The sequence below is a fragment of the Actinoplanes hulinensis genome (genome assembly GCF_019429605.1).
GTDB lineage: Bacteria > Actinomycetota > Actinomycetes > Mycobacteriales > Micromonosporaceae > Actinoplanes > Actinoplanes campanulatus.
Genome location: NZ_JAHXZI010000005.1, coordinates 146752 through 166794 on the forward strand (window position 1 = coordinate 146752; position 20043 = coordinate 166794).

At 71.8% G+C, this 20043-nt stretch carries 18 protein-coding genes; 14 read left to right on the forward strand and 4 right to left on the reverse strand.

The features are described from left to right. Positions 1-113 precede the first annotated feature (113 nt). Together KZ829_RS11275 and KZ829_RS11280 are read left to right on the forward strand one after the other, a co-directional pair. Positions 114-1115, forward strand: a complete 1002-nt coding sequence (locus tag KZ829_RS11275; protein ID WP_220143797.1) for a hypothetical protein — start codon at positions 114-116, stop codon at positions 1113-1115. A gap of 20 nt (positions 1116-1135) precedes the next feature. Further along, positions 1136-1750, forward strand: coding sequence for a class I SAM-dependent methyltransferase (locus KZ829_RS11280; protein WP_220143798.1), 615 nt, complete (start codon positions 1136-1138; stop codon positions 1748-1750). Here the strand turns inward: KZ829_RS11280 and KZ829_RS11285 are convergent. Continuing rightward, positions 1733-2920, reverse strand: a complete 1188-nt coding sequence (locus KZ829_RS11285; RefSeq protein WP_220143799.1) for a YncE family protein — start codon at positions 2918-2920, stop codon at positions 1733-1735. The genes KZ829_RS11280 and KZ829_RS11285 overlap by 18 nt on opposite strands. Positions 2921-3025: 105 nt before the next feature. On the opposite strand from KZ829_RS11285, the gene KZ829_RS11290 reads away from it, so the two are divergent. The 4 genes from KZ829_RS11290 (at position 3026) to KZ829_RS11305 (ending at position 5854) form a co-directional block, all read left to right on the forward strand. Continuing rightward, on the forward strand, positions 3026-3559 hold the full coding sequence (locus KZ829_RS11290) for an RNA polymerase sigma factor (protein WP_308285430.1): 534 nt from the start codon (positions 3026-3028) through the stop codon (positions 3557-3559). After that, positions 3552-4286 carry a hypothetical protein gene (locus KZ829_RS11295; RefSeq protein WP_308285431.1) on the forward strand — a complete coding sequence of 245 codons (735 nt, stop codon included), beginning with the start codon at positions 3552-3554 and terminating at the stop codon, positions 4284-4286. The genes KZ829_RS11290 and KZ829_RS11295 overlap by 8 nt, the downstream gene beginning before the upstream one ends. A gap of 120 nt (positions 4287-4406) precedes the next feature. Next, on the forward strand, positions 4407-4670 hold the full coding sequence (locus KZ829_RS11300) for a hypothetical protein (RefSeq protein WP_220143800.1): 264 nt from the start codon (positions 4407-4409) through the stop codon (positions 4668-4670). A 218-nt stretch (positions 4671-4888) separates the two neighbouring features. Continuing rightward, complete coding sequence (locus tag KZ829_RS11305) at positions 4889-5854, forward strand: alpha/beta fold hydrolase (protein WP_220143801.1); 966 nt, start codon at positions 4889-4891, stop codon at positions 5852-5854. 129 nt (positions 5855-5983) lie between these two features. Here KZ829_RS11305 and KZ829_RS11310 read toward each other — a convergent pair whose 3' ends face one another. After that, complete coding sequence (locus KZ829_RS11310) at positions 5984-6631, reverse strand: isochorismatase family protein (RefSeq protein WP_220143802.1); 648 nt, start codon at positions 6629-6631, stop codon at positions 5984-5986. Beyond that, positions 6631-7824 (reverse strand): CaiB/BaiF CoA transferase family protein, encoded by a 1194-nt coding sequence (locus KZ829_RS11315; RefSeq protein WP_220143803.1) that lies wholly within the window; start codon positions 7822-7824, stop codon positions 6631-6633. The genes KZ829_RS11310 and KZ829_RS11315 overlap by 1 nt, the downstream gene beginning before the upstream one ends. A gap of 37 nt (positions 7825-7861) precedes the next feature. Between KZ829_RS11315 and KZ829_RS11320 the strand changes: the two genes are divergently transcribed. The 4 genes from KZ829_RS11320 to KZ829_RS11335 all read left to right on the forward strand — a co-directional run bounded on the left by KZ829_RS11320 (position 7862) and on the right by KZ829_RS11335 (position 13246). Continuing rightward, positions 7862-8779: a hydroxymethylglutaryl-CoA lyase gene (locus KZ829_RS11320; RefSeq protein WP_246635446.1), complete on the forward strand. Its 918-nt coding sequence runs from the start codon at positions 7862-7864 to the stop codon at positions 8777-8779. Between the two features lie 25 nt (positions 8780-8804). Beyond that, complete coding sequence (locus KZ829_RS11325; protein ID WP_220143804.1) at positions 8805-10295, forward strand: class I adenylate-forming enzyme family protein; 1491 nt, start codon at positions 8805-8807, stop codon at positions 10293-10295. Then, positions 10292-11164: a DUF4437 domain-containing protein gene (locus tag KZ829_RS11330; RefSeq protein ID WP_220143805.1), complete on the forward strand. Its 873-nt coding sequence runs from the start codon at positions 10292-10294 to the stop codon at positions 11162-11164. Before KZ829_RS11325 ends, KZ829_RS11330 begins: the two co-directional genes overlap by 4 nt. A 111-nt stretch (positions 11165-11275) precedes the next feature. Further along, complete coding sequence (locus KZ829_RS11335; RefSeq protein ID WP_220143806.1) at positions 11276-13246, forward strand: acyl-CoA dehydrogenase family protein; 1971 nt, start codon at positions 11276-11278, stop codon at positions 13244-13246. A 22-nt stretch (positions 13247-13268) separates the two neighbouring features. Here the strand turns inward: KZ829_RS11335 and KZ829_RS11340 are convergent, their stop codons facing one another. Continuing rightward, positions 13269-14702, reverse strand: a complete 1434-nt coding sequence (locus KZ829_RS11340) for a dihydroorotase (protein ID WP_220143807.1) — start codon at positions 14700-14702, stop codon at positions 13269-13271. Between the two features lie 77 nt (positions 14703-14779). On the opposite strand from KZ829_RS11340, the gene KZ829_RS11345 reads away from it, so the two are divergent. The 4 genes from KZ829_RS11345 (at position 14780) to KZ829_RS11360 (ending at position 19977) form a co-directional block, all read left to right on the forward strand. After that, on the forward strand, positions 14780-15973 hold the full coding sequence (locus tag KZ829_RS11345) for a CaiB/BaiF CoA transferase family protein (protein ID WP_220143808.1): 1194 nt from the start codon (positions 14780-14782) through the stop codon (positions 15971-15973). Next, positions 15970-16737, forward strand: a complete 768-nt coding sequence (locus KZ829_RS11350; RefSeq protein ID WP_220143809.1) for a cyclase family protein — start codon at positions 15970-15972, stop codon at positions 16735-16737. The genes KZ829_RS11345 and KZ829_RS11350 overlap by 4 nt, the downstream gene beginning before the upstream one ends. Beyond that, on the forward strand, positions 16734-18104 hold the full coding sequence (locus KZ829_RS11355) for an MmgE/PrpD family protein (protein ID WP_220143810.1): 1371 nt from the start codon (positions 16734-16736) through the stop codon (positions 18102-18104). Before KZ829_RS11350 ends, KZ829_RS11355 begins: the two co-directional genes overlap by 4 nt. 226 nt (positions 18105-18330) lie before the next feature. Next, positions 18331-19977 (forward strand): WxL domain-containing protein, encoded by a 1647-nt coding sequence (locus tag KZ829_RS11360; RefSeq protein WP_220143811.1) that lies wholly within the window; start codon positions 18331-18333, stop codon positions 19975-19977. The last annotated feature ends 66 nt before the right edge of the window (positions 19978-20043 follow it).

Sequence of the window (20043 nt, forward strand, 5' to 3'; positions counted from 1 at the left end):
GGGCAAGAGGTAGCGCCCCATCAATTCTTTGGGAGCGATCCCAGTTGATCCGTTCGGCCCGCGCGCCCGTATCCCCGGCTGGATCCATCCGTGCGCTTCGAGGAGAGAGCAGCGTGGACAGTCCCGTCGTGCCCACGACCGGTGACCCGGCCGAGCCGGTTGAGTTACCCGACATAGCGGAGTATTGGCCGGATGCCCCGCATCGGACCGGGCCACCCGCCGACCACTACGAACTGGACGGTGCCGAAGCCGTCCGGACCGATCCGGCCTGGAACTCGCTGGCCGCCCACCGGCCCACCCTGGAACTGACCGGCATCGGCCCACCGCCGCCCCGGCCGCTCTGGCGCCCGGTTCTCCCGCTGCTGGCCGGGATGCTGGTCATCGCCGGCACCTTCTGGGTGATCTTCGGGCCGGACCAGGAGGCGGAGCGGTCACAGGCGCCGGTCCTCGTCAACCCGCCGGCCGCCGTCCCGGCCAGCCCGCCGGTGTCCATCGGGACGTCTCCGCCGGTGGCGGAGCAGAGCACCGCGCCGCCCGTGCCCGCCCCGGCCGCCGCCACTTTCGAGCTGGCCGAGGGGACCACCGAACTCGACGTGCGGATCGGCGACCCGGGTGAGGGCTGGTTCGCGGTGTCGACCCCGCAGGACAGCGGGATCGAGGTACGGACCGTGGTCGAGGGCACGTCCGTACGGGTCTTCGTCGACGAGATCGCCCGCGGCGGCTCCGCCCGGATCGACGTGGTGCTCAGCCCCGAGGTGGTCTGGTCGGTGCTGATGCGCGGCGGCGTACGGGTCGGCGACTTCGACCTCACCGACGGCCGGGTGGGCCGGGTGGACCTGCTCGGCGGCGCCCGGCGGATCGAACTCGCGCTGCCCCGCCAGGACACGGTCGTCCCGATCTCGATGGGCGGCGGCGTCCGGGACTGGAAGATCACCACCGACGGTAAGACCCGGGTCCGTGCGGTGCTCCAGCGCGGCGCCGGCGAGGTGGATCTCTATGGCGACCGGGACCGCGGCGTCGACAGCCGCACCGTGTTCACCGTCGGTGACGGTGACGGCGGCATCGACCTGGTCGCGGCCGAGGGCGTCGGCACCCTGACCGTCGAGGCCGGGTGAGCCCGGGGCAGAATTTCGGGGTGACACGAGCAGAGGGCGACGCCGCACCACCCGAGACCACCGTCTCCCTGGACTACTTCACCGGGCTCTACCTGGCGAAGGACGACCCGTGGGACATCGCCAGCAAGTGGCACGACCGGCGCAAGTTCGCGGTGACCATGGCGAGCCTGCCCCGCGAGCGGTACGAACGCTGCTACGAGCCGGGCGCCTCGGTCGGCACCCTCACCCGGATGCTGGCCGGCCGCTGCGGCGAGGTGCTGGCCGTGGACAGCGTCCCCGAGGCCGTCGACCTGCTCCGGCAGAACACCGCCGACCTGCCGAACGTCCGGGCCGAACGCGCCGAGCTCCCGGCCCAGCTGCCGGACGGCACGTTCGACCTGGTCGTCATCGGGGACCTGCTCTACTACCTGTCCGCGGCCGACCTGACCGCCCTGCTCGACGGCCTGGTCCAGCGGCTGGAGCCGGGCGGCGACCTGGTGTCGGTGCACTTCCGGGACCGGGAGAACGGCGGCAACTACGACGGCTTCAACGCGCACGCCGCGCTGTTCGCCACCGCAGGCCTGACCCCGGTCGTGCACCACGAGGACGAGTGGTTCCTGCTCGACGTGCTGCGCCGGTCAGACGACGTGGCGTAACGCGGTGAGCCCGGGGACGGCCGACCATCCCCGGACGGCGCCGTCGGAGAGCCAGGTGACCCGGTCCGGGCCGCCGGCGTAGAGGCGGCCGCCGTCCCGGCTCAGGGCCAGTCCGCGTACCGGGAAGGGCACCGGCCACCTGCCGGTCACCGCGCCCGAGTTCCGGTCCAGCACGGTCACCGCGTCGCCCACGCCGAGCAGAACCCGGTCGGCGGTCAGGGCCAGGGCGGCCGGCGCGTCCTTCGTGACCGGCACGTCCACCACCCGCTCGATCGACAGCGTCTCCGGGTTCGCGTAGGCCAGCTTCCCGCCGGTGGCGTCGGCGACGAACAGGTGCCGCCCGTCGGCGGCCAGCGCGTGCCCGGCCACCGGTCCCTCCCCGAACGGGTGCGGCAGATCCAGGCAGTACGCCCACCGGTCGGTCAGGTGCAGCACGTGTACGAAGGCGTGCGCGTCGCCCGGCCGCCCGGACAGCAGATCCCGGGTGTGCCGGTGGCCCGGCTGATGGGTGTAGAGGGTGAACAGCATCGTCCGGTCCGCGGACAGCACCGCCTGCCGCCCGTCGCCACGCATCTCCTCCTCGGCGCCCGCCGGCAGTGGTCGCTTGTCCCGGCTGAACAGCGGCTGGATCGTGCCGGCGCCCAGGTCGAGCAGCCGCACCCGGTAGTGGTCCGGCGCGGTCGCCGGTAGCCAGTCCAGCACGAACAGGCCGGTGCCGTCGGCGGTGAACGCGTCCGGCTCGATCACCCCGGGCAGGTCGTACTCGCGTTCGGCGTCGGCCCGGACAACCAGAAGGGGCGTCCGGGCGCGCGCGGCGGGCCGGTCGGCGGCTCCCGTCCGGGTCAGCGCGCACGCCCGGCCGTCGGTGGAGACGACCCGTGGCAGCCAGCCGTCCCGTAGTGGGGTACGCCGGACGGACAGCCCGGTGTCCGGCCTGATCTGCTCCAGGCCACGGTCACGGGCCAGGAACACGTGGGCGCCGTCGAACCCGGCGGCGGCCGGGCCGAGCACCTGCTCGCCGAACGGGCCCAGCCGGAGCAGGCCACGCTCCGAGTCGGCGAGCAACCGGTCCGGGACCGGGCCGGCGGCGACGGCGGGGTCGGAGTCGCGGCAGCCGGCCAGCACGAGGGCCGAGCCGGCGAGCATCAACACGTTGCGGCGGGTCGTCATGTCATCGAGACACCGCTCGCCGGGAACCGGTTCCCGATCGGCGGTGTCTCTAGATTGTGCAGTTGTCTCAAGGGGGCGGCGATCGATATCGATGAGGCGACCGCGGTGGCCCGGGCCCGGGGTGGCGATCTGGACGCCTACGAGGTCCTGGTCGCGCGCTGCACGGCGCCCGCGCACCGGGCCGCGGTCCTGCTCGGGGCCGGAGCGGACGCGGACGACGTGGTGCAGGAGGCGTTCGTGAAGGCGTACCGGCAGCTGGGCCGGTTCCGGGGTGAGGCCGGGTTCAAGGCGTGGCTGCTGGCCATCGTGGCCAACGAGACGCGCAACCTGGTCCGGTCGCGCCGCCGCCGGGAGGGTCTGTGGCTGCGGGCCGCCGTCCGGGAGGATCCGCTTCCGCTGGAGCCGGACCCGGCCGAGTCGGCGGTCGCCGGTGAGCGCCGCCGGATCCTGGTCGAGCAGTTGCGGGCGCTCGACCGGCGGGACCGGGAGGTGCTGGTCTGCCGCTACCTGCTCGACCTGTCCGAGGCGGAGACCGCGGTGACCCTGGATCTGCCCCGCGGGACGGTCAAGTCGCGGACCTCCCGGGCGCTGGCGAGACTGCGCGACCGGCTGCCGATCACGGAGGTGCCCGGTGCCTGAACGGGACGATCTGATCGCGGAACTTCGTGAATTGGGCGGTCGGCTGCGCGTACCCCCGGCTGTTGATCAAAGGGACGCGGTGCGGGCGCGCCTCGCCCGGCCCGCGCCGCGACGGCCTAGCGTCCGCCTCGTCCTCGCCGGCCTGGTGGCCGCTCTCATCGCCGCGGTCACCCTGGTCGCCCCGGCCCGCGCCGCGGTGGCCGAGGTGATCGGCGGCCTCCTGCGCGTCGCGGGCATCGAGGTACGGGCGGAGCCGTCCCGCACCAGCCTGCCCGCCACCCCCGGCCCGTTGCCGTCGCAGGGCGGGTCGTCGCTGGACGCCGTCCGCCGCGCCGCCGCCTTCCCGGTCGGCGTGCCCGGGGTGCTGGGGGAGCCGGAGCAGGTGCTGTCGGCCGACCCGGACCCGCAGGGGCATCCGCGGGTGGTCACCCTGGTCTACCAGGGCGGGAGCGTGCGGTTCGACCAGTTCGACGGGCGGCTGGAGACCACGTTCCTCAAGACGTCACCGGACGCGCGACCGGTGGAGTTGGGCGGCCCGGTCCTGGCGGCGGCCTGGCTCCCACTGCCGCACCCGGTCACCTATGTGGGCCGTGACGGCGTCGCGCGGACCGAGACGGCACGGCTGGCCGGGCCCACCCTGATCTGGACGACCGGCGCGGTCACGTACCGGTTGGAGGGAATTTCGGCATTTGATCAGGCAACGGCGACGGCATCGTCGGTGCGTTGAGCCCTGGACGGCGACTTCGTCGCTAAGAGTGACAGAAATCGTCGAACCGACACGCCCTGTGATCCGTTCTCTCTGTCAGGCGGGACACGACGTCCCGCGGTGACCGACAAGGCGGTGGCAATGCTGATCCTGTCCCTGCTCATCCTGGTCCTGGCCGCCGCCTGCGTGCTCGCGGTGCGCGGGGTGCGGGCGGACGCTCGGGCCGAGGCTGAGCCGCTGAGCATCCCGGAGGCGCTCTTCGCGCCGGAGAGCCTGGAGGGCGTGCTCTGCGCGCAGCTCCTGGACGGGGAGATCACCCGGCGCCAGTACCTGCGGTCGATGGCCGGCATCGCCGCGCGTGACGAGTATCGCCACCCCCTCGTGGTGCCCCGTTACGAGGACTGAGGACTGAGGTTCGGGCCCGGGCGGGGGGGGGGGGGGGGTTGGGGGGGGGGGGGACGACCCGCGACGAGCCGCGCGGCGGTGTGGCTGTGGTGACCCTGCCCCTACAATCCCAACCCCCCCCCGGCCGGGCCTTTTTGCGTCCTTGACAGCCTCCCATCGATAGCGGCTAATGGAAACCCTGTTTCGGAGAGTGTTACGGATGACCACTTGGAGGTCCCGTGTCCCTGTCCCCGCGCCGCATCGTGGCGATGCTCGTCATGTCCGCCGGCATCCTGGCCGCCACCACCACGCCCGCCCAGGCCGCGGCGGTCGAGGTCGACGGTGACATCACCGTCCCCTGCGGCAGTTCGACCCTCACCCAGGACGCCGACTGGTTCTTCCCCGAGACCACCAGCCCGAAGGCCCTGGTCCTTCTCCAGCACGGCTTCTCCCGCTCGAACAGCAACGTCGCCGCGCTGGCCCGGAAATACCAGGCCGCCGGCTTCCTGGTCTTCACCCCGACCCTGCCGTCGACCAACTCCAGCGGCTGCACGGTCAGCAACCAGGGAGACAACACCGCCTTCCTGAACGGCGTCGCCGCCTGGATCGGCGAGGCGACCACCTCGACCAAGGCGCTCGCCACCAGCTACGCGAAGGCGGCGACCACGGCCGGGCGCTCCGGCAGCACACTGCCCACGAAGTACGTGCTGGCCGGGCACTCGGCCGGCGGCGACGCGGTCACCTACATCGCCAACCGGTTGCGCACCACGTTCCCGGCCGCGTTCGCGAACCTGGCCTACCTGCAGCTGCTCGACCCGGTCAAGTCGCCGTCCGGCACCAACATGGCGACCGCACTGACCGGGCTGAACGGAACCTCGCTGCCGATCACGGCGATCTCCTCGCCGCCCTACCTCTCCAACAGCAACGCCAGCGGCACCGTGGAGCTGCTCGCCCGCGTCGACCGGGCGTTCCTCGGGGTCCGGCTCACCACCGGCTCACACTGTGACGCCGAGGGCGCCAGCACCAACTGGCTCTGCACCCTGACCGGCGGCGCGTCGAAGGCGCAGAACGTCACGGCGCTCCAGACCTTCGCGGTCAACTGGGCCTCGGACGCGGTGGCCGGCACCACCACCGCGACCTACTACCCGGGTGGCTCGTACTACCAGGGCCTGCTCACCGGCAACGTCATCCAGACGCTCAGCTGATCCACTCCACCGGAGCCGGCGGCCACCCGGTCGCCGGCTCCGGCCCGCCGGACCCGGCAGCTCCGCCCGGAACGGGCGGCAAAGGCCCGGGTGGCAGCGAGGCCGCCGTGCGCCACGGGACGGGGTGTCCTATTCGGAACGCTCCGCCGCGTACCAGATCAGGGTTTGCAGGGTTTCGGGGAGGGTGACCACGTCGGCGTATTTGGCGTCGAGGTCGAAGAGGTTGTGGTCGTGCGGGCCGCCGTCGCGGTCGGCGCAGGCGTCGCGGACGACGATCGGCCGGAAGCCGTGCTGGAGCGCGTCGAGCGCCGAGGCGCGGACGCAGCCGGAGGTGGAGTAACCGCCGATGACCACGGTGTCGATCGAGTGTGAGGCCAGCCAGGCGGCCAGTGACGTGCCGGCGAAGGCGCTCGCGTAGTGCTTGACCACCACCTGCTCGCCGGGCGCCGGGCGCAGCGGCGGCGCGAAGTCGCCCAGCGGGTTGCCGTCGGCGAAGACCTTGAGCGCCGGGACCTTGGCCGCGAACAGCGGCGCCTCCGCGCACGATTCGTCGGCGAAGTGGACCCGGGTCCAGAGGACCGGGATGCCGCCGGCGCGGGCGGCGTCGGCCAGCTCGGCCATCGCCTCGGCGGCCGCCTGACCGGTGGTGAGGAAGAGCGGCGAATCCGGGTCGGTGTACGCCAGCGCCGGATCCACGAGCAGCACCGCGGGCCGGGCGCCCCAGCCCAGCCGCCGCGCGAACCCGGCCCTCGCGTAGTCCTCGCCGAGCTCGGCCATCAGACGATCCCGCGGGTTCTCAGGTCGGCCAGCTCGTCGCCGGTGAGGCCGAGCAGGCCCTGGTAGACCTCCTCGTTGTGGGAGCCGAGCGCCGGACCGGCCCATTTCACCTCACCGGGGGTGCCGGACAGCTTCGGCGCCACGTTCTGCATCGGGAGCTTGCCGAACTCGGGGTGGTCCACCTCGATGACCGCCTGCCGGGCCTGGACGTGCGGGTCGGCGATGATGTCCTCGGCCGTGTAGATGCCGCCGGCCGGGACGCCGGCCTCGTGCAGCAGTGACAGCAGCTTCGCCGACGGGATGGTCCGGGTCCAGGCGGAGATGATGTCGTCGAGTTCGGCCTGGTTCTCGCCGCGGGCGCCGTGCGTCGCATACCGCTCGTCGGCCGGCAGGTCGGGGCGCTCCATGACGTCGGCCAGCCGGCGGAACACGGTGTCCTGGTTGGCGGCGATCAGCACGTCGGAGCCGTCGGCGCTGGGGTAGACGTTGCTGGGCGCGACGTTCGGCAGGATCGGGCCGGTGCGCTCGCGACGGTAGCCGGCCACGCCCCACTCCGGGATCAGCGACTCCATCATGGCGAGCACCGCCTCGTAGATCGCCGAGTCGACGACCTGACCGCGGCCGGTGCGCTCGCGGGCGTGCAGGGCGGCGAGCGTGCCGAACGCGGCGTAGGTCGCGGCGAGGGAGTCGCCGATCGAGATGCCGGAGCGGGACGGGGCCCGGTCGGCCTCGCCGGTCACATACCGCAGCCCGCCCATCGCCTCGCCGATCGAGCCGAATCCGGCGCGCGGCGAATACGGTCCGGTCTGTCCGTAACCGGTCACCCGGACCAGGATGAGCCGGGGGTTGATCTTCGACAGCTCCTCGTAGGAGAGGCCCCAGCGCTCGAGGGTGCCGGGCCGGAAGTTCTCCAGCAGGACGTCGGCCTTCTCGACCAGGCGCCGGACCAGGGCCTGACCTTCCTCGGTGCGCAGGTTGCAGGTGACCGACTTCTTGTTGCGGGCCACCACCGGCCACCACAGGGACTGGCCGTGCGGTTTCTCCCGCCCCCACTGGCGCATCGGATCGCCCCTACCCGGGTCCTCCAGCTTGATCACCTCGGCCCCGAAGTCGCCGAGGAGCTGCCCGCAGAACGGGCCGGCGAGCAGGGTTCCGGTTTCCAGTACGCGAATGTCAGACAGTGGCGCGGTCACGCCGCCACCCTATACTTGCGAAACGACGTTTCGCTAGATGAAACAGGGGGTGTCGGACGTGGAGATCGTCGAGGTCGGGCCGCGCGACGGGCTGCAGAACGAGAAGCGGGTGCTGCCGACATCCGTCAAGGTCGGCTACGTGTCGCGGGCCATCGGGGCGGGGTTGCGGCGGATCGAGGTGGCCGCCTTCGCCCGCCCGGACCGGGTGCCGCAGATGGCCGACGCCGAGGAGGTCCTGCGGTCGGTGCCCCGCCGGCCCGACGTGCGGTATGTCGCGCTGGTCCTCAACGGTCGCGGGCTCGACCGGGCGCTCGCGCTGGAGGCCGCCCGGCCTGACGAGATCAACTATGTAGTTGTCGCGAGTGATGAGTTTTCCCGGCGCAACCAGGGGATGTCTACGGCCTCCTCACTCGGGGCCTTCCATGCGGTCGCTGAACGTGCCCGCGATGCCGGATTTTTCGTGACTTTGACGGTGGCCGCGGCGTTCGGATGCCCCTTTACCGGCTCGGTGCCCGTTTCCCGCGTGCGCGACATCGTGGCCGATGCCGGCCCGCTGGATGAGATCTGCCTGGCCGACACCATCGGCGTGGGCGTGCCGGGGCAGGTCACCGAGCTGGCGGCCGCGGTGCGTGCGGTCGCCCCGGGCGCGCCGCTGCGCGCTCACTTCCACAACACCAGGAACACGGGGTACGCCAACGCGATCGCCGCGGTGGCGAGTGGATTCGTGGCGCTGGACGCCAGCATCGGCGGGATCGGCGGGTGCCCGTTCGCGCCGGCCGCCACCGGGAACATCGCCACCGAGGACCTGGCCTACCTGCTGAACCGGTCGGCGCGGAAGACCGGGGTGGACGTGACCGCCGCTGCCGCCGCCGGGACCTGGATCGGATCGGAGCTCGGGCTCGACTCGGTTCCCGCGCAACTCGGCCGGGCCGGCGACTTCCCTCTTGCGCCCTGAATGGAAACGGTGTTTCCATTCTCGCATGCTGCGGCCGGGTGGTGCTGATCTGACGATCGCCGGCGGCGTACGCGAGTTCGGCCGGGCCACCCCGGACGTGATCGCGGTACGCGACGGTGACCGGGAACTCAAGTACGGGGCGCTCGACGAGCGCTCCTCACGAATCGCGTGTGCGCTGCTGGCCCATGGGCTCTCCTACGGCGACCGGATGGCGCTGCTCTGCGGCAACCGCCTCGAATACCCGGAGATCGCGGCCGGCATCGCCAAGGCGGGCCTGGTGCTGGTCCCGGTCAACCCACGGCTCACCGCGCCGGAGGTGGACTTCATCCTCGGCCACTCCGGGGCGCGGGCGCTGATCGTGGACCCGGCGCTGGCCGGGGCGGTCCCGGACGGCTTCCCGGGGCGGGTCGTGCACATCGGGCCGGAGTACGAGGCGTGGCTCGGCGACGCCCGTGCCGTCGACCCGTGGATCGGGGTGGACGAGCGGGACCCGTTCTGCATCGCCTACACGGCCGGCACCACCGGCGACCCGAAGGGTGTGCTCGTCTCGCACCGGTCCCGGGCGCTGACCTTCTACGCCACCGCGCTGGAGTGGGGGATCGGGCCGGGGCGGCGGACCATCGCGGTCGCCCCGATGTACCACGGCGCCGGGTTCGCCTTCGCCTACGCGGCCGTCTACTGCGGGGCGACGGTCAGCATGCTGCGCTCGTTCCAGCCGGACGCGCTGCTCGACATGATCCAGCGGGACGGCGCCCAGTCGGTGTTCCTGGTCCCGACCCACGCGCAGCTGATCCGCTCCGCTGTCGACAAGGTCCCGTCCCTGTCGACGCTGGACACGCTCTACTTCAACGCGGCGGCCCTGCCGAAGGTGCTCAAGGAGTGGGTGTTCGAGGCGTTCCCCGGCGTGGGGGTGCACGAGCTGTACGGCTCCACCGAGGCGGGCGTGATCACCAACCTGCGGCCGCCGGACGCCCGGCGCAAGGCCGGAACCGTCGGCCATCCGTGGTTCGGCACGCAGGTCCGGGTGGTCGGGCCGGACGGCGCCCCGGTCGGTCCCGGGCAGCCGGGAGAGCTGTACAGCCGCTCGCCGTACCTGATGAACGGCTACCACGAGAACCCGGCCGCGACCGCCGCCTGCACCACCGAGGACGGCTTTCTCACCTCCGGCGACATCGTGATCCGCGACGAGGAGGGCTTCATCTCCATCGTTGACCGGGTCAAGGACGTGATCATCACGGGCGGTGTGAACGTCTACCCGCGCGACGTCGAGGAGGTCCTGCTCACCCACCCGGCGGTGGCCGAGTGCGCGGTCGTCGGCGAGCCGGACGAGCGGTGGGGTGAGCGGGTCGTCGCCTACTACGTCGGCCGGTCGCCCGTCGACGCCGGTGACCTGGAGGGCTTCCTGCGGTCGCGGCTGGCCGGATTCAAGGTCCCCAAGCAGTACCGAACCGTCGCGGCGCTGCCCCGCAACGCCGCCGGCAAGATCCTGAAACGCGAGCTGAGGAGTACGCCGTGAGGGCACATGTGGAGCTGATCCACGAGGACGACTACATCTTCCACGCCGGCGAACTGCCGTACGGCGAGGGAAAGATCCTCGAGCGCCGTCTGTCCACCGATGAGGAGGACGGCTCGTCGTCGCTGTCGCTGCACGCCACCGCCGACTGGGGCCGCAGCGCCGGGATCGTGCACGCCGACACCGAGTTCTACGTGGTCGAGGGCTCGATGCTCTATGGCGGTCAGGAGCTGGGCGCCGGCGGCTACGTCCAGGTCCCCAAGGGCACCGCGATGGACTGGCTGAAGATCCGGGAGGGCTCCCGGGTGCTGCATTGGCGCGAGTACGGCGACTGCGGCTTCGACCCGTTCACCGATCTCGGTGAGGCCTCGGCCAAGGCGACCCCGGAGTCGGCCGAGGGCGTGACCGTCATGGACGCCGAGAGGATGGAGTGGACCGAGGCGCAGTCGGTCGGCCCGCTCACCCCGCTCTACATCAAGCTGCTGCACCGCGACCCGAAGACCGGTTTCTACACCCGGCTCATCCGCGCACCGAAGGGCTGGACCGACCACCGGCTCGCCCACCACCCGTGCTACGAGGAGTTCTACACCCTGGCCGGGAAGATGGCGTACAACTTCGGCGACATCGACGAGGGCACCTACTGCTTCCGCCCGGCCCGGGTCAAGCACGGCCACTTCGTCGCGGAGACCGAGATCGACTGGATCCTGCGGTCCGACGGTGAGCTGACCAACTGGTACACCACCGACGAGTGGGTCAAGTACGGCGGTCACGCGGAGAACTACGACGAGCACGACGGCCACGTCCACCCGGTCCTGTCGTCGCTGCCGGTGCGGTCCCGGTCCCGTGGCGAGTGGTCCGGCGACGGCATGTGACGTCGTTCCTCAGCTGGGCGTCAGTGCTGTCTCGGCGCGGCTGGGACAGCACTGACAGCCGGTTTCCGGCGGAGAGGTTCAAGCCAGGTTACTGGTGGGTAATATCTCGGCATGAGAGATCGTGTCACCGTTGCCCTGACCGAGGTGCTCGACGGCCGGTGGGCGCACGTCCGCCGGGCGGTCCGGGAACGGCTCGGCGCCGAGTTCGTCACGGTTCCCGGTGAGACCGGCGACCAGGCCCGGGAACGGGTCAGCCGGCTGATCCGCGACCTGCCCACCGACGTGGGCGTGGTCTCCGCCTTCCCGGTCGAGTACGGCGGCTCGGACGATCCGGGCGGCTCCACCGTCGCCGCCGAGATGCTCGCCCAGGTCGACCTGTCGCTCATGGTCAAGGCCGGGGTGCAGTGGGGGCTCTTCGGCGGGGCGGTCGTCGCCCTGGGCACGAAGCGGCACCACGACGCCTACCTGCGCGACATCATCTCGGCCGACCTCATGGGCTGCTTCGCGATGACCGAGACCGGTCACGGGTCCGACGTGCAGCAACTGCGGACCACCTGTACCTACGATGCCGCCTCCGGAAATTTCGTGCTGCACACCCCGCACGAGGCCGCGCGCAAGGACTACATCGGCAACGCGGCCCGCGACGGGCGGATGGCCGTGGTCTTCGCCCAGCTGATCACCGGCGGCAGGTCCTACGGCGTGCACGCCTGGCTCGTGCCGATCCGCGACGAGCACGGCAAACCGATGCCCGGCGTCACCCTCGGCGACGCCGGACCCAAGGCCGGGCTGCTCGGCGTCGACAACGGGCGGATCTCCTTCGATCACGTCACCGTGCCGCGGGACATGCTGCTCGACCGGTACGGGCAGGTCGCCGCCGACGGCGCCTACACCAGCTCGATCGAGAACGACACCCGGCGCTTCTTCACCATGCTCGGCACCCTGGTCCGCGGCCGGGTCACCGTCGGCGCCGCCGCCTCCGCGGCCACCCGCAGCGCGCTGACCATCGCGGTCCGGTACGGCGAGACCCGCCGCCAGTTCACCAGCCCCGGCGCCGACCGGGAGATCGCCCTCAACGACTACCTGGCCCACCAGCGCAAACTCCTGCCGGCGCTGGCGCGCTCGTACGCGTACGCCTTCGCCCAGGAGGAACTCGCGGTCACCATGGCCGAGGTCTTCTCCCTCGCCGAGCCCGACGAGCACCGGCAACGGGAACTCGAATCCCGGGCGGCCGGGCTCAAAGCCGTCCAGACGTGGCACGCCACGAGGACCATCCAGATGTGCCGGGAGGCGTGCGGCGGCGCCGGTTACCTCGCCGAGAACCGGCTGCCCGGGCTCAAGGCCGACACCGACGTGTTCACCACCTTCGAGGGCGACAACACCGTCCTGCTCCAGCTGGTCGCGAAAGGCCTGCTCACCGGCTATCGCGACGCCTTCGGCTCGCTCGACGGCTGGGGACGCGCCACGTTCGTCGCCGAACAGGTGCGGGAGATGATGCTCGAGCGTACGGCCGCGCGCTCGCTCATCCAGCGGCTCGTCAGCGCGGTCCCCGGCCGGGACGAGGAGGTTGCCGTCACCGACCGGGGCTGGCATCTGGCCCTCTTCGAGGACCGGGAGAAGCACCTGCTGGACGGGGCGATCCGCCGGCTCCGCAAGGGCGCCGACACCAAGAAGGACCGGCCGTTCGACATCTTCAACGACGTACAGGACCACATCCTGTCGGTGGCGGGCGCCCACATCGACCGGATCACCCTGGAGGCGTTCGTGGCCGGCATCGAGCGGGCCACCGACGAGTCCGCCCGCGAGCTGCTGGGCAAGGTCTGCGACCTGTACGCGCTGACCACCATCGAGGAGCACAAGGCCTGGCTCATGGAACACGGCCGCCTCACCCCGGCCCGCTCCCGGGCGGTCACCGCGGTCGCCAACGACCTGCTGCGCGAGCTGCGGCCGCACATGCGCACGCTGGTGGACGCGTTCGCCGTACCGGAGGAGTGGTTGAACGCCGCCGTCCTCCGCGAGGAGCCGGCCCGCCAGGAGGCCATGGCCAAGGAGGACGACGCCCTCCGCGCGGAGCCGCCTCTCTGAGAAGGGGCGGCTCGGCCCGGGTTCAGCGAGCTACGAAGGTGCCGCGGGGAGTGCCCAGGACCTCGCCGTCGCGGTAGGCGACGCGGCCCCGGAGGACGGTGGCCACCGGCCAGCCGCGGACCTTGCGGCCCTCGAAGGGGCAGTGGTCCTGGCCGGAGAGCAGCAGGCCGGTGGTGACCTCCTGCTCCAGGTCGGGGTCGATGATCGCCAGGTCGGCGTCGAAGCCGGGGAGCAGGTTGCCCTTGCGGCCGTCCAGGCCGTACGCGCGGGCCGGGTTCGCGGACACCAGCTCGGCGACGCGGGCCGGGGAGAGGCCGCGCTTGTGCATGCCCTCGCTGATCAGGATGGGGTAGAGCAGTGCGGTGCCGCCGAAGCCGGGCAGCGCCGGCCACAGCTCGTCGCCCTTCTCCTCCTCGAGGCAGCAGGCGTGGTCGGAGGCGACCCAGCCGACGGTGCCGTCCAGGACGCCGGCCCACAGGGCCTCGGTGTCGTTCCTCGACCGGATCGGGGGGTTGACCTTGCCGCCGAGGCCGCCCTGCGCGTCGAGCTCCTCGTGGGTGAGGCACAGGTGGTGCAGGGTCACCTCGAAGCGCATGTCGACCTCCGGCATCGCGATCCGGGCCTCGCGGGCGGCGGCCAGGGCCTCGCCGGAGGACAGGTGCAGCAGGTTGATGGCACAGTCGGTGGCCCGGGCCAGGGTGGTGGCCTCGCCGATCGCCACCCGTTCGGTCAGCGGCGGGCGGGCCTCCGAATAGGCCTTCAGCGTCTGGGGGTCGCCGTTCGCTCGTACCCTCTCGATGAAGAGCCGCATGAGTTCGGCCTGTTCGCAGTGCAGTGAGAGGGACACCCGCCGGTCCGTTGCCGCGTTGGCCGCGGCCACCGCCTCCATGAGCTGGTAGAGGTGGCCGAGGTCGTACTCGTCGCTCATCGTGAACGACTTGGCGTCGCGCGAGTTCGCCGACAGATTGAAGCCCTTGTAGAACATGTAGTACTTGAACGAGCTGACCCCGCTGCCGTCGACCAGCGAGGACACCTCGCCGACCTGGGCGGTGTCCATCGGCGCCAGATGGAAGCCGTAGTCGGTCCACGCGTGGCCCTCAACGGAGGAGAGCACCTCGGGGAAGATGTCGGCGTAGGCGCCCGTCCTGTTGAGGTAGTGCTGGCCGGTGCGGAAGTAGGAGAGCACCGTGGTCGCGCCGCCGACCAGCGAGGACCGGGTCTCCTCGGCCGCGTCGACCGCGAGCGGACGGTAGATGCCCAGGTGGAAGTGGGCGTCGACGGCGCCGGGGAAGACCAGTTTGCCGGTCGCGTCCAGGACCTCGTCGGCGTCCTCGACCGGGATCGAGTCGGCGATCGCGGCGACCTTGCCGTTCCTGGTGGCCAGGTCGGCCCGGATCGTTCCCAGGTAGGGCACGACCAGGGTGCCTCCGCGTACCAGCAGTTCGTAACGGCTCATCCGGCCCAACCTCCCACGAGTGTTTCGCACACAGTAACGAGGTTTCCCTTAATGGAACAGAGCGGTTAGGGTGTGGCATGCACAGCCCCCTCGAGGGTGTCCGCGTCGTCGACGCGTCCACCCTGTTCGCCGGACCTCTGGCCGCGACGGTCCTCGGCGACTACGGCGCCGACGTGACCAAGATCGAGCATCCGGTCAAGGGTGACCCGGCCCGGGGGCACGGTCCGGCGAAGGACGGGGTCCCGCTCTGGTGGACCATGCTGGGTCGCAACAAGCGGACGGTCACCCTCGATCTGGGGGCGGCCAAAGGCGCTGAGGTGGCGAGGAATCTCTTCAAGGACGTCGATGTCCTGATCGAGAACTTCCGTCCAGGCACTCTGGAGCGCTGGGGGCTCGGTCCTGACGTCCTGCACGAGATCAACCCGAAGTTGATCATCGCGCGTGTCACCACGTACGGACAATTCGGGCCGTACTCCCACCGGCCGGGATTCGGCACGCTGGCCGAGGCGATGAGCGGGTTCGCGGCCATCACCGGTGAGCCGGACGGGCCCCCGACCCTGCCGCCCTTCGGCCTGGCCGACGGCATCGCCGCGCTGACCACCGCCCAGGCGATCATGACAGCGCTGTACCACCGCGACGCGCGGGGAGGCACGGGCCAGGTCATCGACCTGGCCATCGTCGAGCCGATGCTCACCGTCCTCGGCATGCAGGCGATGGTGTACGACCAACTCGGCCAGGTGCAACAGCGGACCGGTAACCGATCGGTCAACAACGCGCCGCGCAACACCTACCGGACCGTCGACGGCCGCTGGGTCGCCGTCTCCACCAGCGCGCAGGCCATCGCCGAGCGGGTCATGCGCCTGGTCGGCCGCCCCGAGCTGATCGACGAGCCGTGGTTCGCCACCGGCGTCGGCCGGGCCGCGCACGCCGACGTGCTGGACGAGGCGCTGAGCGGGTGGATCGGCGCCCGCGACCTGGCGACGGTCACCGAGGCGTTCGAGCGGGCGCAGGCCGCGATCGCCCCGGTCTACGACATCGCGGACGTCTTCGCCGACCCGCAGTTCATCGCGCGCGACTCGGTGACGACCGCGCACGATCCGACGCTCGGGCCGGTGCGCATGCCCGGCCCGCTGTACCGCCTCTCGCGGACGCCCGGCTCGATCCGCTGGACCGGCCGGCCGCGCGGCGCGGACACCGACGACGTGCTCGCCGGCCTCGGCTACGACGAGGAGGAACGGGCGAAGCTGAGGGCCGAAGGAGTCATCCAGTGAAAGTTTTCGACCTTGCGCAGCCGATGCGTAAGGGGATGCCACAGTCGCCGAACCATCCGGCCTACACCCATTCCCTGGTGCGCAGGCACGGTGACATGGTGCGGGCCGGCGGTGGTTCGGCCGCCAACGACATCCTGGTCATGGGCACACACGTCGGCACGCACGTGGACGCGCTGGCGCACGTCTCGCAGGACGGCCTGCTGCACGGCGGCGTGGTCGCGGCCGATGTGCAGTCCGACGCCGGTTTCGCCCGGCTCGGCATCGACGAGTTCCCGCCGTTCGTCGGCCGCGGCGTCCTCCTGGACGTGGCGCGGGTGCACGGCGTGGAGGTGCTGCCGCCCGGCTACGAGGTGACGGCCGAGGACCTCGCGGCCGCCTCCGGCGACCTCACCGTCAACCCCGGCGACGCGGTCCTCATCGGCACCGGCTGGTCACGCCATTTTCAGGACGGGCAAACCTTCCTGGGTACGCGTGACGGCGTGCCCGGCCCCGGAGCGGACGCCGCGCGCTGGCTGGCCGAGCGGGAGATCGCGGTGACCGGGGCGGAGACGATCGCCTACGAGCACATCGCCCCCGGCGCCGGGCACGCCAGCCTGCCGGTGCACCGGATTTTGCTGGTCGAGGCAGGCATCAACATCGTGGAGACGATGCTGCTCAGTGAGCTGGCCGACGCCGGGGTGACCGAGTTCCAGTTCATCCTGGCCCCGCTCAAGCTGGTCGGCGCCACGGGTTCGCCGGTGCGGCCGCTGGCGGTGGTCCCGTGACCCTCGCACAGGAGCTGGGCGAGTTCGCGGCCAAGGTGGACCCACCCGGGCGGGTGCGCGCGGACGTGCCGACGCGGATCCTCGACGTGCTCGGGAACAGTCTGGCCGCGTACGCCGAGAAGGACGCGGACGCGGCGCCCGCCGCACTCCGCGCGATGCGACGCTGGGGTGGCGTGCCCGAATCGACCGTCCTCGGCTCCGGGGACCGGTTGCCCGCCCCGTCCGCGGCGTTCGTGAACGGGGTGCTCGCCCACTCGCTCGACTTCGACGACACGCACCTGCCGTCGGTGCTGCACCCGAGCGCCTCGGTGGTCCCGGCGGCGCTGGCCGCGGCCGAGGCCGGCGCGCCCGGCGACCTGATCGCCGCGATCGCCGCCGGCATCGAGGTGACCAACCGGCTCGGCATGGCCGGCTGCGATCCGGAGACCGGCGCGAACCTGTACTTCGAACGCGGACAGCACGCCACGTCGATCTGCGGGACGATCGGCGCCGCGGTGGCCGTGGCCCGTCTGTACGAGCTGGACGCCGGGAAGATCGCCGATGCCGTCGGGATCGCCGTGTCGATGGGCGCCGGGGTGCTGGAGGCGAACCGTACCGGTGGGTCGGTGAAACGCTCGCACTGCGGCTGGGCGGCGCACGGCGGCGTGGTCGCGGCGACGCTGGCCGCCGAGGGGCTGACCGGCCCGCCGACCGTGCTGGAGGGACGCTTCGGGTTCTTCACGGCACACACCGGCCGGTTCACGCCGGAGGCCGTCACGGACGGGCTGGGCGAGCGCTGGGAACTGCTGCGGACGGTGTTCAAGCCGTACCCGTCGAATCATTTCACCCACGCCGGGATCGACTGCGCGCTGGCGTTGCGCGCGGCCGGACTGGATCCGGACGAGGTGGAGAGCGCCGAGCTGGGGGTGGCCGAGCCGGTGCTGCGGACCATCGCCGAGCCGGCCGCCGAGAAGGCCCGGCCGCGCAGCGGGTACCACGCCAAGTTCTCCGGGCCGTACACCCTCGCGGTGGCCCTGACCGGGGGCGGCGGGCTGGGTGTGGGCCTGGACGACTTCGTGGCGCTGGACCCGCGGCGGCTGGAACTGGCGTCCCGGGTGCGGATGTACGCCGACGAGGCCGCCACGGCCGCGTTCCCGCGTGCGTTCGCCGGCGTGCTGCGGGTGCGTACCCGCTCCGGGGCGGTGATGGAGCACCGGGTGGACAGTTCGCGCGGCGGGCCCGGGCATCCGCTGAGCGCCGCCGAGGTGACCGCGAAGTTCACCGGCAACGCCCGGCGTGCGTTATCGGCCGACGCGGTGGCCGCGCTGTCCGATGCGGTCTGGCGGCTCGGGTCCGGTGGGCCGGTTTCCGACGTGTTTCCGGCCTGACGATTCTGATGATGATTCGGGAAACGGTGTATCGCAGGGCGGGATAAGGCTGGTCGGTGGGTTGACATGAGTGTTGCGGACTGCGTTCATTGATCCCACGCAGAAAGAAAACGCCGTTTCCCTCTGGGAAACGGGAGGGAGACTGGATGCGTACCGCGCGCTAGAGCGCCACCACCGCCGGTCGGAGGCGGCGCACCCACTGTCAGAGAGGGGACGCGGCACCACCATGACATCCACCGCAAGAAAGGCCCTGATCGCGGCACTGGCCCTGGTCGGCGTCGTCGCCGTACAGGCGCCCGCCGCCGCGTACGGGCCGACCGCGAGTTCCCTTGGGTGCCGGATCTATTTCAGCGACGCCGGCACCGGCTCCTCCCCGAGCACGTGGGCGGACACGTTCACCCTGACCCAGACTCCGGCGTCGCCGAAGCCCGGCCAGACCGTGACCGTGTCGTTCACCGCGGCGGAGGGGTCCACCAACGGCCCGGTCCCGCTCACCGCCGGCTCCGTGCCGGTGGCCGTCACGGTCGGAATCTCCGGATCCCAGACCGGAACGGTCACGCTGAACCAGGCCGGCTACCCGGCCGGCGCCGTCGCCGCCTACGCCAAGCTCGGTGGCTTCACCGCCACCGGCACCTTCACCGCCGGCGCGGCGGGTTCCCTCGACCTCACCGTCCAGCAGGTCAAATTCGCCAACACCACGGCGTCCACCTACTGTTCGGCGGAGGGCGACCGGGACCACAAGGCGAGCCCGGTGGCCACCACGATCGTCCAGCCGGTCACCGTCTTCGACGGCGGGGCGACCATCACCTCGATCACCGGGCAGACCGGCACCGCCGCGGCCCGCTCCGGCAACACCATCAACTACTCGGTCACCGGCCTGGCCGCGAACGCGGCGCTCACCGCGTCGCTGAAGGACAGCGCCGGCGGCGGTACGGGTGAGGGCAGCGGCACCGGAAGCACCGGGGCCACCGGCGCCGGCACCGGCACGCTGGCCGTCCCGGCGAACGCCACCGCGGGCGACCGCACCGTGGCGATCACCGACGGCACCAGCATCGTCCTCGTATCCATCACGATCCTCGGCACGCCGGCGATCACCATCACGCCCCCGGGCGGCGGCGCCGGCACCGTCGTCACCGTCAAGGGCACCGGATTCAACCCGGCCAGTACGGTCACGGTCGGCGGCTACAAGGCGCTCGCGGGCGCACCGCCGCCCCCGGCCACCGCCGACGCGGCGGTCACCACCACCGCGACGGCGACCGGCGGCATCACCGCCACGTTCACCGTCGACGACCCCGCGACCGCCTGGATCGGCGCGTCGTCGGGTCAGCTGTTCGCCCTGGCCGCGTGGACCGCCTCGGCGGACTCCTGCACCGCGGCGACCGGCAACGTCGACGGGGAGTGCGACCTCACCTACGAGCTCTCGCAGACCGTGAACGGCGGCGCGCTCGCGATGTCGCGGGGCGCCGGCTCCAGCACCATCGCGTTCGACGGCATCACCCTGAACGGGACCGCGCAGACCGCCGAGGGCACCCTCTCGGCGATCAACGTGACCGACTACCGCGGCAGCACCCTCGGGTGGGACCTGACGGCGGAGGTCACCGACTTCAAGGGTGTGCCCGGCGGCACCATCCCGGCGAGCGCCCTCACCTGGACGCCCGCCTGCGTGGCCCACCCCGGCGCCACGAACGCCGTCACGGCAGAGGCAGGCACCGCGGGTCAAGCGGTCAACGCCGCCACCCTCTGCAAGGGACCGGTCAACACCACGACCGGCACCGGCGGCTCGTTCGACGCCTCGGCCGAACTGGCCCTGGCGGTGCCCGTGAACCAGCTCGCGGGCACCTACACGGCGACGCTCACGATCACCCTGAGCTGACCCGGACCCCGGGTGGGGACGGCCGCCACCGTCCCCACCCACCCTCTTCTCCGAATTTCCGGCCGC

What these genes read in the sequence shown, in the direction of transcription:
- KZ829_RS11310 (WP_220143802.1), bottom strand. Translation starts at nt 6,631, where the DNA reads ATGGCCGAGCTCGGCGAGGACTACGCGAGGGCCGGGTTCGCGCGGCGG.
- KZ829_RS11335 (WP_220143806.1), top strand. Translation starts at nt 11,276, where the DNA reads ATGAGAGATCGTGTCACCGTTGCCCTGACCGAGGTGCTCGACGGCCGG.
- KZ829_RS11340 (WP_220143807.1), bottom strand. Translation starts at nt 14,702, where the DNA reads ATGAGCCGTTACGAACTGCTGGTACGCGGAGGCACCCTGGTCGTGCCC.
- KZ829_RS11285 (WP_220143799.1), bottom strand. Translation starts at nt 2,920, where the DNA reads ATGACGACCCGCCGCAACGTGTTGATGCTCGCCGGCTCGGCCCTCGTG.
- KZ829_RS11300 (WP_220143800.1), top strand. Translation starts at nt 4,407, where the DNA reads ATGCTGATCCTGTCCCTGCTCATCCTGGTCCTGGCCGCCGCCTGCGTG.
- KZ829_RS11325 (WP_220143804.1), top strand. Translation starts at nt 8,805, where the DNA reads ATGCTGCGGCCGGGTGGTGCTGATCTGACGATCGCCGGCGGCGTACGC.
- KZ829_RS11345 (WP_220143808.1), top strand. Translation starts at nt 14,780, where the DNA reads ATGCACAGCCCCCTCGAGGGTGTCCGCGTCGTCGACGCGTCCACCCTG.
- KZ829_RS11320 (WP_246635446.1), top strand. Translation starts at nt 7,862, where the DNA reads ATGAAACAGGGGGTGTCGGACGTGGAGATCGTCGAGGTCGGGCCGCGC.
- KZ829_RS11360 (WP_220143811.1), top strand. Translation starts at nt 18,331, where the DNA reads ATGACATCCACCGCAAGAAAGGCCCTGATCGCGGCACTGGCCCTGGTC.